At 75.1% G+C, this 15,216-nt stretch carries 14 protein-coding genes; 4 read left to right on the forward strand and 10 right to left on the reverse strand.

Going from position 1 to position 15,216, the window contains the following annotated elements:
• Positions 1–222: 222 nt before the first annotated feature.
• Together OG309_RS08855 and OG309_RS08860 are read right to left on the reverse strand one after the other, a co-directional pair.
• Positions 223–1,218: an SCO1860 family LAETG-anchored protein gene (locus OG309_RS08855; RefSeq protein WP_329419545.1), complete on the reverse strand. Its 996-nt coding sequence runs from the start codon at positions 1,216–1,218 to the stop codon at positions 223–225.
• A gap of 294 nt (positions 1,219–1,512) precedes the next feature.
• Positions 1,513–2,277 carry a siderophore-interacting protein gene (locus OG309_RS08860; protein WP_329419546.1) on the reverse strand — a complete coding sequence of 255 codons (765 nt, stop codon included), beginning with the start codon at positions 2,275–2,277 and terminating at the stop codon, positions 1,513–1,515.
• A gap of 77 nt (positions 2,278–2,354) precedes the next feature.
• On the opposite strand from OG309_RS08860, the gene OG309_RS08865 reads away from it, so the two are divergent.
• Both OG309_RS08865 and OG309_RS08870 read left to right on the forward strand, forming a co-directional pair.
• A complete protein-coding gene (locus OG309_RS08865) occupies positions 2,355–4,526 on the forward strand; it encodes a penicillin acylase family protein (RefSeq protein WP_329419548.1) in 2,172 nt (723 codons plus the stop codon).
• Positions 4,513–5,076: a GNAT family N-acetyltransferase gene (locus OG309_RS08870; protein WP_329419549.1), complete on the forward strand. Its 564-nt coding sequence runs from the start codon at positions 4,513–4,515 to the stop codon at positions 5,074–5,076. Before OG309_RS08865 ends, OG309_RS08870 begins: the two co-directional genes overlap by 14 nt.
• A gap of 4 nt (positions 5,077–5,080) precedes the next feature.
• Here OG309_RS08870 and OG309_RS08875 read toward each other — a convergent pair whose 3' ends face one another.
• The 3 genes from OG309_RS08875 to OG309_RS08885 form a co-directional block, all read right to left on the reverse strand.
• A complete protein-coding gene (locus OG309_RS08875) occupies positions 5,081–6,175 on the reverse strand; it encodes an amidohydrolase family protein (RefSeq protein ID WP_329419551.1) in 1,095 nt (364 codons plus the stop codon).
• A gap of 9 nt (positions 6,176–6,184) precedes the next feature.
• The gene (locus tag OG309_RS08880) at positions 6,185–7,093 is read right to left on the reverse strand and encodes an LpqB family beta-propeller domain-containing protein (protein WP_329419553.1); all 909 of its coding nucleotides are present in this window, start codon (positions 7,091–7,093) and stop codon (positions 6,185–6,187) included.
• A 247-nt stretch (positions 7,094–7,340) separates the two neighbouring features.
• The gene (locus tag OG309_RS08885; protein ID WP_329419554.1) at positions 7,341–7,892 is read right to left on the reverse strand and encodes an EF-hand domain-containing protein; all 552 of its coding nucleotides are present in this window, start codon (positions 7,890–7,892) and stop codon (positions 7,341–7,343) included.
• Between the two features lie 214 nt (positions 7,893–8,106).
• Here OG309_RS08885 and OG309_RS08890 point away from each other — a divergent pair, with 214 nt between their 5' ends.
• Positions 8,107–9,210 (forward strand): pyridoxal-phosphate-dependent aminotransferase family protein, encoded by a 1,104-nt coding sequence (locus OG309_RS08890; RefSeq protein WP_329428224.1) that lies wholly within the window; start codon positions 8,107–8,109, stop codon positions 9,208–9,210.
• Positions 9,211–9,347: 137 nt separating this feature from the next.
• Here OG309_RS08890 and OG309_RS08895 read toward each other — a convergent pair whose 3' ends face one another.
• The 4 genes from OG309_RS08895 to OG309_RS08910 form a co-directional block, all read right to left on the reverse strand.
• Positions 9,348–10,403, reverse strand: a complete 1,056-nt coding sequence (locus tag OG309_RS08895; RefSeq protein WP_329419555.1) for an aminotransferase class V-fold PLP-dependent enzyme — start codon at positions 10,401–10,403, stop codon at positions 9,348–9,350.
• A gap of 106 nt (positions 10,404–10,509) precedes the next feature.
• Entirely contained in the window at positions 10,510–11,205 is a 696-nt protein-coding gene (locus OG309_RS08900) for a DsbA family oxidoreductase (RefSeq protein WP_329419557.1), read from the reverse strand.
• Between the two features lie 70 nt (positions 11,206–11,275).
• Positions 11,276–11,779 carry a GNAT family N-acetyltransferase gene (locus tag OG309_RS08905; RefSeq protein WP_329419559.1) on the reverse strand — a complete coding sequence of 168 codons (504 nt, stop codon included), beginning with the start codon at positions 11,777–11,779 and terminating at the stop codon, positions 11,276–11,278.
• Positions 11,780–11,785: 6 nt separating this feature from the next.
• Complete coding sequence (locus OG309_RS08910) at positions 11,786–12,778, reverse strand: GlxA family transcriptional regulator (protein WP_329419560.1); 993 nt, start codon at positions 12,776–12,778, stop codon at positions 11,786–11,788.
• A 70-nt stretch (positions 12,779–12,848) separates the two neighbouring features.
• On the opposite strand from OG309_RS08910, the gene OG309_RS08915 reads away from it, so the two are divergent.
• Complete coding sequence (locus OG309_RS08915; protein WP_329419562.1) at positions 12,849–14,252, forward strand: MFS transporter; 1,404 nt, start codon at positions 12,849–12,851, stop codon at positions 14,250–14,252.
• Between the two features lie 43 nt (positions 14,253–14,295).
• Here the strand turns inward: OG309_RS08915 and OG309_RS08920 are convergent, their stop codons facing one another.
• The gene (locus OG309_RS08920) at positions 14,296–15,210 is read right to left on the reverse strand and encodes an AraC family transcriptional regulator (RefSeq protein WP_329419563.1); all 915 of its coding nucleotides are present in this window, start codon (positions 15,208–15,210) and stop codon (positions 14,296–14,298) included.
• Between the last annotated feature and the right edge of the window lie 6 nt (positions 15,211–15,216).

The following is a 15,216-nucleotide window of genomic DNA, read 5'->3' on the forward strand; positions in this document are numbered from 1 at the left end:
CCCCGCGGCCTCTCGGCCTTTCGGGCCCCCGTGACCATTCGGGCCTCTCGCCCCCCCTTGGCTTCTCGGGTCTTTCGGCCCCCCTTGGCTTCTCGGGTCTTTCGGCCCCCGGGGGCCTCTCGGGTCTTTCGGGCCCCTCGGACCCTTCGGAACCCTCGCCGGGGGCGGTGCCGTACGCACGGCACCGCCCCCGGCGTCCCCTTCGTCTCCCCCTCGGGCCGGTCAGCCGCGGGCGCGGGCGCGCCCGCGGGCCAGCAGCATCGAGCCGCCGCCCACGCCGAGGAGCAGGACGGCGCCGCCGGCCAGGTACGGGGTCATGGAGCTGCCGCCGGTCTCGGCGAGGTTCTCGGTGGGGGTGGTGCCGCCGTTGTTCGTCGTCACGCCCGTGTCGTGGCTGGGCGGGGTGGAGGGCTGCTGCGAGGGCTGCTCGGACGGCTGCTGCGAGGGCTGCTCGCTCGGGCGCTCGCTGGGCCGCTCGCTGGGCTTGCTGCCGGCCGGGGTGGCGCAGGTCGCCTCGGCGAGGGTGATCCTGCCGCTGACCTCGGCGACGTTGAGGTCGAGCGGGTTGACCGTGACCTTCAGTTCCAGGGCGGTGGCGGCGGCGGTGCGGGAGGTGGTGGAGGTGCGGGAGAGGTCGAGGACGACCTCGCCGACGCCGGGCACGCTCACCTTGGTCCGGCCGCCGGTCGACAGGGTGGTCTTCTTGCCGAGGACGGTGATGTGGCCGAGCAGGTTGGACTCGGCGACCGGGCGCCTGCCGGCCTCGCAGACGGCCTGGGAGGTGACCTTCTCGACCTCGACGAGGGAGAGCAGCGGGAGTCCGGGGACATGGACCCGCGCCTTGACGAGGTTGACGTAGCCCTTCGCGGTGTTCCCGTGGACGGTCGCCTCGGAGGTGGCGACGTCGGCGCGCAGGACGTCGACCGGCTTGTTGTTCTCCGCTCCCTTCACCTGCACCGTGAGGGCGGTCCGCCGGGCGCTGGCCGGGGCCTCGACCTCGTTGAGGGAGGCGCGCAGCGGCACGCTCACGGCCTTGTTGAGCAGGTTCACGTCGAGTCCGGCGCGCAGGACGACGGCGGTGGCGTGCCCCTCGGCGCCCTTGCCGTCCGTGGCGTGGGCCGCCGGGGCCACGAGGAGCACGGGGCCGACCGCGAGCGCGGCGACGGTGGCGGCCGCGGCGGAACGGCGTACGGGCATGCGGAAGGTGTTGCTGTTCAAGGCGGTGGAACCCCCACGAGAGACATGGCGTCGCCGGCCGCTCGCCACGGGGACTGTGGGTCGGTGCGGCAGCGGCGACTCGAGACACCGGAATCTTTACGCACTGTGGGTGAACTGACAGACACCTGGCGTGAGTTCACTCCAAAGGGTGGTTTCCGTGCCCATATTCGAATCTTTCGACACAGACGTTCCCGCGAGCCCCGCGCGTCGCGGCGTGCGCGGGGCGCAGGGGCGCGTGCGGCGGCATCGACGTGAAGGAATTCAACGATCCGCGCCGAGCGGGGTAACGGATCGTCAACCGGCCGCAAGATCGCCGGCGCGCTCCCGCTGGGGCCGCCAGTAGCCGAGGGCGTGCACCCGCTCCTTGGGCAGGCCGAGCCCCTTGCGCACGTACGAGGCGAGGGTGCGCGTGGTCGCGGTGTCGCAGGCGATCCAGACGTACGGGTCGGAGGTGGCGGCCACGAGCGCGGGCAGCTCCTCGCGGACCCGGGCGGCCAGGGCGGCCCCCGCGTCCTCGCGCGGCACCCGGCGGAGCTCGTGCCGGTCGGCGTCGAGGCGCATCGGCAGCGCCTCGTCGGAGGCGTGGGCGGTCTCGAACCAGAGCGTGGCGGGGGTGCCGGGGAAGGCGTCGAGCAGCGAGTTCATGGCGGGCAGCGAGGCGGCGTCGCCGATCAGCAGGAGGTGGCCGGGGGCCGGTTCGGGCGCGGTGAAGCCGGTGCCCTGGAGGGTGGCCTCGACGGTGTCGCCGGGGGCGCAGGTGCGGGCCCAGTGGCTGGCGACGCCGTCGTGGAGGGCGAACTCCAGGCTGAAGGTGCCCGCTTCGGGGTCCGGGTCGACGAGGGTGTAGGCGCGCTGGTGGGGCTTGCCCGCCTGCTCGAACCAGAGCCGCACCCACATGGTGGGGTGCACCCCCGCGGCGGCGAGCAGCCCGCCGTCGGTGAAGCCCACCCGGCGGTAGTGCTCGGTCACCTGCTCGGCACCGGTCACCGTGAACGTGAAGTCCCTGCCGCGGAACAGCCTGAGGACGACGCCCTCCCAGCCATGGCCGGTGCGACCCACCCCGACCCCCTCCCCTGTCGACCCTGCGACCCTGTCGGTCCTGTAGATTAATTTAGGTCAGCCTAACCTAAGAAACGATGATCGGATCGGGGCCGAACGCAGTGAGCACCGAGGTCTACCGGGACCCCTATGGCATCCCGCACCTGCGCGCCGGCGGTCCGCGCGAACTGGCCCGCGCCCAGGGCCTGGTGACCGCGCGGGACCGCGCCTGGCAGCTGGAGGTCGAGCGGCACCGGGCCCAGGGCACCACCGCCGCCTTCCTCGGCGCGGCCGAGACCGGCTGGGACGCCTTCGTACGGCAGGCCAGGCTGGCCGACACCGCCCGCCGCTGCCACGACCGGCTGGACGCGGAGACGGCGGCGTGGGTGCGGGCGTACGTGGACGGGGTCAACGAGGGCCTCGCGGAAGGCGCCCGGCGGGCACCGGAGTTCGCGGCGACCGGCCTGGCGCCGGGGCGCTGGGAGCCCTGGACGCCGCTCGCGGTGTGGCTCTCCACCCACATCCTCTTCGCCGGCTTCCCCACCAAGCTGTGGCGCGACCAGGTCGCGCGGCGGCTCGGTGAGGAGTGGACGGAGCTGTTCGCCACGGACGGCCCCGGCACGGCGGGCTCCAACGGCTGGGTCGTCTCCGGCGCCCGGACCGCGAGCGGCGCGCCGATCGTGGCGGGCGACCCGCACCGCTTCATCGAGGCGCCCGGCGTCTACCAGCAGATCCGGCTCTCCTGCCCCGAGCACGACGTCCTCGGCCTCGCCGTCCCGGGGGTCCCCGGGCTCGCCCACTTCGGGCACACGGGCCGCGTCGCCTGGGCGATCACCAACGCGATGGCCGACTACCAGGACCTCTACCGCGAGCGCCTGCGCCGCCACCCCGACGGGCGCGTCGAGGCCCTCGGCCCGGACGGCTGGGAGCCCGCGACCGCGCACACGGAGACGATCCGGGTCGCGGACGCGGCACCGGTCGCGATCGAGGTGATCGAGACCGCGCGGGGGCCGGTGATCATCGGCGCGGACGGCGGGAGCGGAGCCGCCCCGGGCAGCACGGCCGACACGGGCCACGGGGGCGACACCGGCCACGGGGACAGCGTCCCCGTGTGGGAGGCCGTCAGCCTGCGCTACCCGCCCCGTGTCACCGGTGAGTCGGGCTTCGCCGCGCTGCCCGCGCTGCTGCGGGCGCGGAACGTCGAGGACGTGGACCGGGCGCTCGACCGCTGGATCGAGCCGGTGAACGTCGTGCAGGCGGCCGACGCCGACGGCGGGCTGCTGCACCGGGTCGCCGGGTACGTGCCCGTGCGCGACCGGCTCAACTCGCTGCGGGTGGTGCCCGCCTGGGAGGCCGCGCACGCCTGGACGGGCGAGGCCGCGGCCACGCCCCGCGCCGAGGTCGGGGAGCAGGCGGTCATGGCCAACGCGCGCGGACTCGCCGCACCGCTGGGCGTCGAGTTCGCGCCGCCGCACCGCGCCGAGCGGATCAGCGCGCTGCTCGACGCCTCGAAGGCCTGGACGCCGGCCGCGATGGGCGCCGTCCACACCGACACCGACAACCCCTCCGCCCGCCGACTGCTCGACGCCGTACGGGACACCGACGAGGCGGCCCTCTCCCCCGGCGCCCGGGACGTGCGCCGCGCGCTCCTCGGCTGGGACCGGCGGATGGAGGCCGACAGCACGGACGCCGCTCTGTACGCGGCGGTGCGCGGGGCGGTCGTCCGCCGGCTCGCGGCGCACGAGGCGTTCACGGAACTGCGCACGCCCGCCCCGTACCCCGAGCTGTTCCGGCCCTGGCTGGCGCTGGGGCCGCGGGTGGCCTTCGCTTTGGAGACGCTGCTCGTCGCCGGGCCCGTGCCGACCGGGGACGTCCGCGGGATCGTGCGCGCGTCCCTGGAGGAGGCCGGGGCCGCCGACGCGCCGCCCGCGTGGGGCGTGACGCACCGGCTCGCGCCCTGGCAGGCGCTGCCGGACGAGGAGCACTCCCCCGACGCCGCGTGGCCGGGACTCGGCGGCGACCACGACTGCGTCCTGTCGACGTCCTCCGTCCCCGGCTTCACCGACCGGTCCGCCCGCGCCTCGGCCGCCCGCTACGTCTGGGACCTGGCCGACCGCGAACGCAGCCTGTGGGTCGTGCCGTTCGGCGCCTCAGGGGTGCCCGGCGACCCGCACCACCGTGACCAGCTGCCCCTGTGGCTGCGGGGCGGACTCGCCCCGGTCGTCACCGACTGGAACGATCTCGTGAAGGAAGAGCATGAGCAGAACTGAGTACGCCCGGACCGTCGAGGGCTTCGGCTCCGTCCGCGTCGACCGCATCGACCCCGAGCAGCACGCCGAGCTCATCCACCGCTGGGTGAACGAGGAGCGCGCCCGCTTCTGGGGGATGAACGGCACGACCGTCGAGCAGGTGCGGGAGATCTACGCGCACCTCGACTCGCTCACCACCCACCACGGCTTCCTGGTGCACCGGGACGACGTGCCGGTCGGCATCTTCCAGACGTACGACCCCGAGGCCGACCGGATCTCCGAGTGCTACGAGGCACGGCCGGGCGACATCGGCGTGCACCTTTTCGTGGCGCCCTCGGCCGCGCCGGAGCGGGGCTTCACCGAGCAGCTGTTCGGCGCCCTGCTCGACTTCGCGCTGACCGACCACACCCGGATCGTGGGCGAGCCGGACGCCGTGAACGAGAAGGTGCTCGCCCGGCTCGCGCGCAGCGGCTTCGAGCTGGGCCCCGAGATCACGCTTCCCGAGGTGGACCTGCCGGAGGTTTTCATCCCGGAGAAGCGGGCCCGGCTGGTCTTCTACACCGGGGCCTGACGGCTCAGCCGATGACCCGCCCGTTGACGATCACGCGCCGGGGCGCCGCCAGCGCGCGGACGTCGGCGCGCGGGTCCTCGCCGTAGACGACGAGGTCGGCCGGGGCGCCCTCCTCCAGGGAGGGGCGGCCCAGCCAGGCGCGGGCGCCCCAGGCCGTCGCGGAGAGCGCGTCGAGGGCGGGGATGCCCGCCTTCGTCAGCTCCTCGACCTCGGCGGCGACCAGGCCGTGCGCCAGGGAGCCGCCCGCGTCGGTGCCGACGAAGACCGGGATCCCGGCGTCCCAGGCGGCGCGGACCGTGTCGTACCGGCGCTCGTGGAGCCGGCGCATGTGGGCCGACCAGCGCGGGAACTTCTCCTCGCCACCGTCCGCGAGGTGCGGGAAGGTCGCGATGTTGACCAGGGTCGGGACGATGGCGACGCCCCGCTCGGCGAAGAGCGGGATGGTCTCCTCAGTGAGCCCGGTGGCGTGCTCGATGCAGTCGATGCCCGCCTCGACCAGGTCGCGCAGCGAGTCCTCGGCGAAGCAGTGCGCGGTGACCCGGGCGCCGAGCCGGTGCGCCTCGGCGATGGCCGCCTCGACCTCGGCGCGCGGCCAGGACGGGGCCAGGTCCCCGAGGTCGCGGTCGATCCAGTCGCCGACCAGCTTGACCCAGCCGTCGCCGCGCCGCGCCTCGCGCCCGACGTACGCGACCAGTTCGTCGGGCTCGATCTCGTGGGCGTAGTTGCGGATGTAGCGGCGGGTGCGGGCGATGTGCCGGCCCGCCCGGATGATCTTCGGCAGGTCCTCGCGCGCGTCGATCCACCGGGTGTCGGAGGGCGAGCCGGCGTCACGGATGAGCAGGGTGCCGGCGTCCCGGTCGGTGAGCGCCTGCTTCTCGGCGGTGGCCTCGTCGACCGGGCCGTGCTTGTCGAGCCCCACGTGGCAGTGGGCGTCGACCAGACCGGGCAGCGCCCAGCCCTCGACGGTCAGGGCCTCGCCGGCCAGGGCGCCGGGGCGCTCGAACGTGATCCGCCCGTCGACGCACCACAGTTCGTCCCGTACGTCCTCCGGGCCGACGAGCACCCGCCCCTTCACATGCAGCACCACGTGATCGCTCATACGAGCACTCTACGGGCGCCAGTCGGCCTCCAGGTCGTGCGTGCCGGCCTTGGTGAGCTGGGTGAGCGCGGTGCCGTCGGCCCGTACCAGGAAGAGGTGCTGGGGGTCCGCGTCGTCCGTGCCGCCCCGGGTGAAGACGAGGCGCCGGCCGTCCGGCGACCAGGAGGGGTAGGTGTCGTTGGCGCGGGCCGAGGTGATGCGGTGCGCGCCCGAGCCGTCGGGGCGGACGACGTAGAGGTGGGCGAAGCCGGTGGCGTCCACGCGGCTGAAGACGATCCGGTTGCCGCGCGACCAGTCGGGCGTCCCATCGTGGGTGCCCGGCCCGGTGACCGGACTCTGGGCCAGGGTGGACAGCTGGAGGCGCATCAGGCGGCTGTTCCCGGACGCGTCGGCGCGGCTGAACGCCAGCTGCTTCCCGTCCGGGGACCAGGTGGGGCGGAACTCGTCCGCCGCGGTGTGGGTGAGCCGGGTGGCGGGGGTCCCGTCGACGTCGGCCACGTAGATCTCGCGCTCGCTGCCGACCGGCCGGGAGTAGGCGATCCGCTTGCCGTCCGGGGACCACGCCGGTTCGGACGCCCCCGCGGTGCCGGGCACGGACTTGAGGCCGCCGCCCGTGCTCTTCATCGTCCAGATGCCGTCGACGGCGCCGCCGGAGCCGTAGCGGAGGAACGCCACCCGCGTGCCGTCGGGGGACCAGCTGGGCATCACGTCGCTGACGGCCGGGGTGTGGGTGAGCTTGGCGGGCGCGCCGCCGGTGGGGGCGATGGCGTACAGGTCCTCGACGGGGGCCGCCGTGCTGTAGCGGGCGAAGACGATGGGCCGGTCCGGCGGCGGCGTCCGCACCGCACCGGGCCCGGCGGCCGGCGCCGCCGCCCCGAGGGTCAGCGGTGCGACGACGGCCAGCGCCGCGGCGCTCACGACGGCTCGCCCGGTTCTTCCGGATCTCGTGGTTCTCCGTGCCATGGCGGCCACCCCGTTTCCTCCCGGCGGCTCCCCCGCGGGGCCGCTCCGGCCCGCAACATCCCACCGGCGGGGCGCCGGGGGAAGCGCCCGGGCCCGGCGGTGCACGCCCTGTGACATGTTCCGCACAGCGCTGTGACGGCGCGGCCGCGGGCGGCGCCCCGTCGGCACCGCCCCGGCTCCCCCGGCTCCCCCCGGCGGTGGGTCAGACGCGCCCGAAGAACAGGCTGCCCGGGGCCTCCGGGTCGTCCGAGAAGAAGTACTCGCGCATGGCGCGCAGGAACTCCTGCCGCGAGATCGCGCCGTCCCCGTCGGTGTCCATCCGGTGGAACGCGTCCATCGCGTCGGGCGCGCCGATCTTCCACACGTCGGTCAGGGCACGGGCGAACTCGTCCTTGCCGACCTCGTTGTCGCCGTTGACGTCGACGACGTCGAAGATCGAGTGGGCGATGGCGTCGGTGACGTTGATCCGGCTGCTGTCGATCGCCGCGCGCCGGCTGGCCGCGACGAACTGCTCCTTGGTGAGCCGGTCCCCGTCCACTCCGGAGTGGCGCAGCAGCTCCAGCCAGAACATCTGGAAGACGCTCTGGAGCGCCCTGGACCGACGGTCCGCCGCGTCCAGCCGGTACGCCGTGGAGTAGCGGTCGGCGATCGCCTTGTAGTCCGCCCATTCGAGCTGCCCGTCGCCGTTGGCGTCCACGGTGTCGAAGGCGCGCTCCAGCTTGGCGGTGATGACGTCCTGCGAGGTGGCGGTCATGGACCCGTCCTTCCGTGATCTTGTCGAGAGCGAGCCCAGCATGGGGGCGGGGCCGCCCGGCCCGGTATCGAACAGTCCCTAACCCACTCGATCCGGTGATCACGGCGCACAGGAGTGACCGGCCGCGGCGACGGCCGGACCGCTTACGCTGGCACCAGCTCGATCCCGATGTACGCGACACCCGTCCGACCCCGAAGAAGGCGCCTCCGTGACCGTGACCCATCCGCTTCTGGACCTGGCCCCGCTGACCGCCGCGCACTTCGCGTCGATCGAGCGGCGGGTCGCCGCGCTGCTCCGCACCGAGCAGGACGTGGTGATCACCCAGGGCGAGGCGCTGCTGCCCCTGGAGGGCTGCATCCGCAGCGGCGCGCGGCCGGGTTCGACCGCGCTGAACATCGTCACGGGGCCGTACGGGCAGACCTTCGGCAACTGGCTGCGGGACTGCGGCGCGACGGTCGTCGACCTGGAGGTGCCGTTCCACACCGCGGTGACCGCCGAGCAGGTGGCGCGGGCCTTCGCCGAGCACCCGGAGATCGACTTCGTGTCGCTGGTGCACGCCGAGGCGGCGACCGGCAACACCAACCCCGTCGCGGAGATCGGCGAGGTCGTGCGGGCCCACGGTGCGCTGTTCTACCTGGACGCGGTGGCCTCGATCGGCGCCGAGCCGGTGCTGCCGGACGAGTGGGGCGTCGACATGTGCATCATCGGCGCGCAGAAGGCGATGGGCGGCCCGGCGGGCGTCTCGGCGGTGTCGGTGAGCGCGCGGGCCTGGGAGCGGTTCGCCGCCAACCCGCAGGCGCCGCGCCGCTCGTACCTCTCCCTCCTGGACTGGAAGGAGCGGTGGATCGACGGCGGCCGCAAGGCGCTGCTGCACGCCCCGGCGCAGCTGGAGATGCTGGCCCTCGAAGCCTGTCTGGAGCGGATCGAGGCGGAGGGCCTGGACGCGCTGATGGCCCGGCACGCCTCGGCCGCGGCGGCCACCCGCGCGGGGGCGCTGGCGCTGGGCGGCGGCCTGGAGCCGTACGTGCACGAGGCGCGGGACGCGGCCCCGGTCGCCACGACGCTGCGCTCGCCCGTCGGGGTCGACGCCTCCGAGCTGGTCGCGCAGGCGCTGGCCGCGGACCCGTCGCTGCCGCTGATCGCGGGCGGCGGGGCGCTGGCCAAGGAGATGATCCGGGTCAACCACTACGGCGTGGACGCGACTCCGGGCGCCGTCCAGTCCTCCCTCGCGGCCCTGGGGGCGGCCCTCGCGGAGACGGGCCGCGCGGTGGACCTGGAGGGCGCCCGCCGGGCGGTCACGGAGGCGTGGGGGCGCTGACGCGCCCCGGGCCCCTCGCCCTGCCCCGGGCCGACGGGCCCGCGGGCGACCGGCCGTCCTCCGCCACCAGGGGCCGTCGAGGGGCGCGTACGTCCGCGTCCCCCGGCGGCCCCTCGGCCTTCCCGGTACGACGGGGCTCAGCCCGCGATGACCTCCAGGGCCCGCTCCACGTCCGCCGGGGAGTTGTAGAGGTGGAAGGAGGCCCGCAGGTTGCCCGCGCGGGCCGAGAGGAGGACGCCCGCCTCGCGCAGGGCGTCGGCGCGGGCGCCGAGGCCCGGGATGCCGACGACGGTCGACTCGTCCGCGACGGGGGCGTGGCCGAGCTCGGTGAGGCCGGCGCGGAAGCGGGCGGCGAGGGCCTTGTTGTGGGCCTCGATGCGCTCGATGCCGACCTCCTCCAGGAGCGCGAGCGAGCGCGCCGCGCCGTGGTACGACAGGAAGGCCGCGGGCTCGTCGAACCGGCGGGCCGAGCGGGCCAGTTCGCGCACCGGGCCGTAGCTGTTGGCCCACAGGTCCTCGCCGGTGACCCAGCCCGCGTGGATCGGCAGCAGCGCGTCCTGGGCCTCCTCGGTGACGGTGAGGAAGGACGCGCCGCGCGGGCAGAGCAGGTACTTGTAGCCACCGGCGACGGTGAAGTCCCAGTCCGCCGCGTACAGCGGCAGCCAGCCCGCCGACTGGGTGGCGTCGAGGAGGGTGCGGGCGCCGTGCGCGGCCGCCGCGGCGCGGATCGCGGCGAAGTCGGCGGTCCGGCCGTCCGCCGACTGCACGGCGGAGAAGGCGACGAGGGCGGTCTCGGGCCGCACCGACTCCGCGAGCCGCTCCAGGGGGACGAAGCGGATCTTCAGGTCGCCCCGGACGGTGAAGGGGGTGATGACGGAGGAGAAGTCGCCCTCGGGGAAGAGGATCTCGGCCCCGGACGGCATGGACTGCGCCACCATGCCGACGTGGACGGAGACGGAACTGCCGACCGCGACCCGGTCGGTGCCGATGTGGGCGATCCGCGCGAACGAGGCCCGGGCCTCGTCGACGATGTCGAAGCTGCCGGCGCCGTCGGGGCGCCCGGCCGCGGTCTCCTCGGCGAGGAGGGTGACGGCCTCGACCGTCCGGCGCGGCAGCAGGGCGCAGGCGGAGGTGTTCAGATAGGTCTGCTTGGGGGCGAACTCGGCTCCGCCCAGGGGCTCCAGAATGTCCATGGACCCAGCCTGGATTCCCCACGATCTCCCGTCAATTGGCATAGATCATGGGGAATCTCCAAGTGGCGCTTATGCGTCGGTCACCCGGTGGGCGCCCAAGGGGTGCTCAGCAGGTGCCGCCGTCGATGTCGCAGGCGTCGGCGTCGCCGCCGACGGGCTGGAGGGTGCGGCCCTGCCAGGCCTGCTCCAGGGCCTGGGTGAAGACCTCGGCGGGCTGGCCGCCGGAGACCCCGTACTTCCGGTCGAGGACGAAGAACGGCACGCCGTTCGCGCCGAGTTCGGCGGCCTCGCGCTCGTCCGCGCGGACGGCGTCGGCGTAGGCGGACTCGTCGGCGAGCACCGCGCGGACCTCGGTCTCGTCGAGACCGGCCTCCACGCCGAGGGCGACCAGGGTGTCGGGCGTGAAGACCGAGCGCTCCTCGGCGAAGTTGGCCCGGTAGGCGAGGTCGAGCAGCTCGCTCTGGCGGCCGCGCTCCTTCGCCAGGTGCAGCAGGCGGTGGATGTCGAAGGTGTTGCCGTGGTCACGGCCCTCGGTGCGGTAGCCCAGGCCCTCGGAGTGGGCGTTGGAGGCGACGTGGGCCTCCATGGCGCGGGCCTCGTCGAGGGTGCGGCCGTACTTCGTCGCCAGCATCTCCAGGACGGGCCCGGTGTCGCCCTTGGCCCGGTTCGGGTCGAGCTCGAAGGAGCGGTGCACGACCTCGACGTCGTCGCGGTGGGCGAAGGCCGCGAGGCCCTTCTCGAAGCGGGCCTTGCCGATGTAGCACCAGGGGCAGGCGATGTCGCTCCAGATCTCGACGCGCATGGTGGGGCTTCTCTCCAGACGGGGGCGGGGGTCGGGTGTCCAGGATGCGGAACGCCCCGACCCGCCGGATTCATTCCGCCGCGGGCCCGGGGGCGAGTGTGAGCCGGAGCACGAGGTGGTCCCCGGCGCGCGGGGTGTCGGGGTCCGGGAGCCAGCCGCGGGCCGCGTAGAAGGCCTGGGCGCGGGTGTTCCGGTCGAACACCTCCAGGCGGGCGGTGCGCACCCCGGCGGCGCGCCAGGCGTCGACGCAGGCGGTGTGCAGGGCGGTGCCGACGCCGCCGCGCCAGCGGTCCGGGGCGACGTGGAGCTGGGTGAGGTGCGTGACGCCGTCCCGCTCCCCGTACGCGGCGATGCCGACAAGCTCCCCGGCCGCGTCGCGGGCGCTGAGCACCCGCCCGCCGTCGATGGCCGCGGCCCAGCCGGCCCGGGAGCGGGCCAGCTCCTCGGGGCCCTCGAAGTCGGCGTCGGGGAGGTGGCCGCGGTAGTAGGTGGCGCGGGCCTCGGCGTGGAGGGCGGCGACGGCGTCGATGTCGGCCGGGCCGGCGTACCGGATGCGGAGCGGGGAATCGATCATGCTCTCTCAGGACGCGGGGGCGAGGGGTCCGGTTGCGGGCGCGCCCAACCGGTTGAAGGAGCTCCGGTAGGCGCTCGGGGTCAGGCCGGTCCTGCGCAGCAGGTGCTGGCGGAGCGAGTCGGCCGTGCCGAGGCCGCTCGCGCGGGCGACCTGGTCCATGGGCAGGGAGGTGGTCTCCAGGAGCTCCTTGGCGCGTTCGACGCGCTGGTGGAGGAGCCACTGGAGCGGGCTGACCCCGGTCTCGGCGTGGAAGCGGCGGGAGAGGGTGCGGACGGAGACCCCGGCGTGCCGGGCCAGGTCGGTGAGGGCGAGCGGTTCGTCGAGGTGCTCCATGGCCCAGGCGCGGGTGCGGGCGAAGGAGGCACCGCGCTCGGGCGGCAGCGGGGTGAGGGTGAACTGGGTCTGCCCGCCGGGCCGCACCGGCGCGACGAGGGCGAGCCGGGCCACGGTGTTGGCGACGGCGGCGCCGTGGTCGGTGCGGATGATGTGCAGGCACAGGTCGATGCCGGCGGCGTAGCCGGAGGAGGTGAGCACCGGGCCGTCCTGGACGAACAGCACGTCGTCCTGGAGGTCGACGGTCGGGTGCCGCTCGGCGAGCTGCTCGCGGTACGCCCAGTACGTGGTGGCCGCGCGGCCGTCCAGGAGTCCGGCGGCGGCCAGCGCGAAGGAGCCGGTGCAGATGGAGGCGATCCGCTTGCCCGCGGCGGCGGCCCGGCGCAGCGCGTCCAGGATCCGCGGGTCGGGGTCGGTGTACGAGCCGCTGCCGGCCAGGATCACGGTGTCGGCCGTGTCGGTGGCGTCGAGGCCCAGCGGGACGTGCAGGTCGAGGCCGCCGGTGGTGGCGACGGGGCCGGGGTCGGGGGCGCAGATGAGCGTCTCGTAGCCGGGGCCGCCGTCGACCTCGACCTTGGCGAAAAGCATCTCGGGGATGGCGAGGTTGAACATCGAGGCGGGCGGGGCGGCGATCACCGCGACGCGGCGGACCCGGGACGACGGCATGGCCAGAACCTCCGGTCATATGGCATTCGGGCCACTACTCTACGGCCCGCGCGCTCACCAAGCTGGGCGCATGACCTCAACCGACCTTCCCGAAGCCGACGTTGCCGCCGCCCCCGCCACCCCCGAAGGCGCCCCCGCCCCGGACGCCGCCCCCGCGCGCAAGGCCTCCCCCGGCGCCGCCCTCGTCGCCGCGATGCTGGGCTTCGCCCTCATCACGCTGGACACCTCGGTGGTCAACGTCGCCCTGCCCGCGATCGGCGCCGACCTGGGGGCCGGGATGACGGGCCTGCAGTGGGTGGTCGACTCCTACACGCTGGTCTTCGCCGCCCTGCTGCTGTCCAGCGGGGCGCTCGCCGACCGGATCGGCGCGAGCCGCGCGTACGCCGTGGGGGTCGTCGGCTTCACCCTGGCCTCCGTCGCCTGCGGCCTGGCCCCGGGCCTGCCCGCGCTGCTCGTGGCCCGTACGGCGCAGGGCGCGGCGGCCGCGGTGATGCTGCCCGCCTCCCTCGCGCTGGTGCGCGAGGCGTACGGCGACCCGGTGCGGCGGGCCCGCGCGGTGTCGCTGTGGGCGGCGGGCGCGACGGTCGCGGTGGCGCTGGGGCCGGTGGTGGGCGGCGCGCTGACCACGGCGTGGAGCTGGCGCGGGATCTTCTTCGTCAACCTGCCGCTCGGCCTGGTCGCGCTCGCCCTGCTGACCCGGGTCGCGGGATCGGCGCGGCGGCCCGCGCCGCTGGACCTGCCGGGCCAGCTGACGGCGATGGCGGCGCTGGGCGGGCTGACGTTCGCGGCGATCGAGGGCGGCACGGCCGGCTGGTGGGCGCTGGGCGGCGCGGCGCTCGCCTTCGCCGCGTTCCTGGTGATCGAGACGCGGCGGAAGCACCCGATGGTGCCGCTGGGCCTGTTCCGGGACCGGACGGTGGCGGTGGCGGTGACGGCGGGCGCGGCGAACAGCGTGGCGTTCTACGGGATGGTCTTCGTCTTCAGCCTCTTCTTCCAGCAGGTGCTGGGGCTCGACGCGTTGGGCGCGGGCCTGATGTTCCTGCCGATGACGGGGCTGCTCGCCGGGGTGAACGTGCTGTCGGCGAAGGTGGCGGCGCGGTACGGGGCCAGGCTGCCGGTCGTCGTGGGCCAGACCGTCGCCGTGGCGGGACTGCTCGGTCTGCTCACGGTGGACGCGGACACCTCGCGGGCGGCGCAGGCGCTGCTGCTCGTGCCGCTGGCGCTGGGGGTCGGCTTCTCGCTGCCGCCGCTGATCGCCGCGATGATGGAGGCCGTCCCGGCCGAGCGGGCGGGCACGGCGGCGGGTCTGCTGAACGCGATCCGGCAGACGGCGGGGGCGCTGGCCATCGCGGTCTTCGGCTCGCTCGTCGCCCAGGGCATGACGGCGGCGCTGCGCTCCTCGCTGCTGATCAGCGCGGTCCTGCTGGCGCTGGCCACGCTCGGCGCGCTGCGCCTGCCGGGGCGCCGGGGCTAGGCGGCGGCCCGGCGGGCGCGCCTGGGCACGGCCCGGGCGCGCCCTAGGCGGCCTTCCGGTACCGGCCCGGCGCGACGCCGTACTCGCGCTTGAAGGCCTTGGCGAAGGCGAACTCCGAGGAGTAGCCGGAGCGTCGGGCCACGGTCCGCAGGGGCAGGTCGTCGGTGCGCAGCAGGCGGCCGGCGGCCGTCATGCGCCACCAGGTGAGGTACGCGAGCGGGGGCCTGCCCACCAGGGCGGTGAAGCGGCGGGCGAACGCGGCCCGCGACAGGCCGCCGAGGGCGCCGAGTTCCTCGACCGTCCAGGGGCGGGCCGGGTCGTCGTGGAGGGCGCGCAGGGCGCCGGCGACGGCCGGGTCGCTCAGCGCGGCGGACCAGCCGGTGGACCGGTCGGCGCGCTCGGTCAGCCACCAGGTGCGCAGCAGGTACAGCAGCAGGGTGTCGAGGAGGGCGGGGACGATGGTGTCGGCGCCCGGCTGGGGTTCGGCGAGTTCGGCGCCGAGCAGGTCGACGGCGGCGCGCAGCCGGGGGTGGGCGCCGACCCGTGCGGGGATGTGGACGTACGGGGGCAGCCCGCTGAGCAGCGGGTGGGCCCGGGCCCGGCTCAGCTGGTAGGCCCCGCACAGCAGCAGGGTCTCCTCGGCGCCGACGGGCCCGCGGTCCGGGAGGGTGGGCCAGGAGCCGTCGGGTGCCGGGACGGCGTCGACGAGCGGGGTGTCCGGGTGGTCGGCGAGGCCGTGGCCGGTGCCGTGGGCGAGCAGGACGACGTCGCCGGGGCCGAGCCGGACGGGCGCCGCGCCGTCGGGCGGCAGCAGCCAGGCGGCTCCCTGGAGCACGACGTGGAACCCGGCGCCCTTGGTGGCGGGGAAACGCAGGCCCCAGGGCGCGAACCTGACGGTACGGGAGGAGTGCGGCCGGCCGGTGCGCATGGCGGCGATGGCATCGCTCAGTACGTCCATGCCCCG

This window comes from Streptomyces sp. NBC_01268 (assembly GCF_036240795.1).
Lineage (GTDB): Bacteria > Actinomycetota > Actinomycetes > Streptomycetales > Streptomycetaceae > Streptomyces.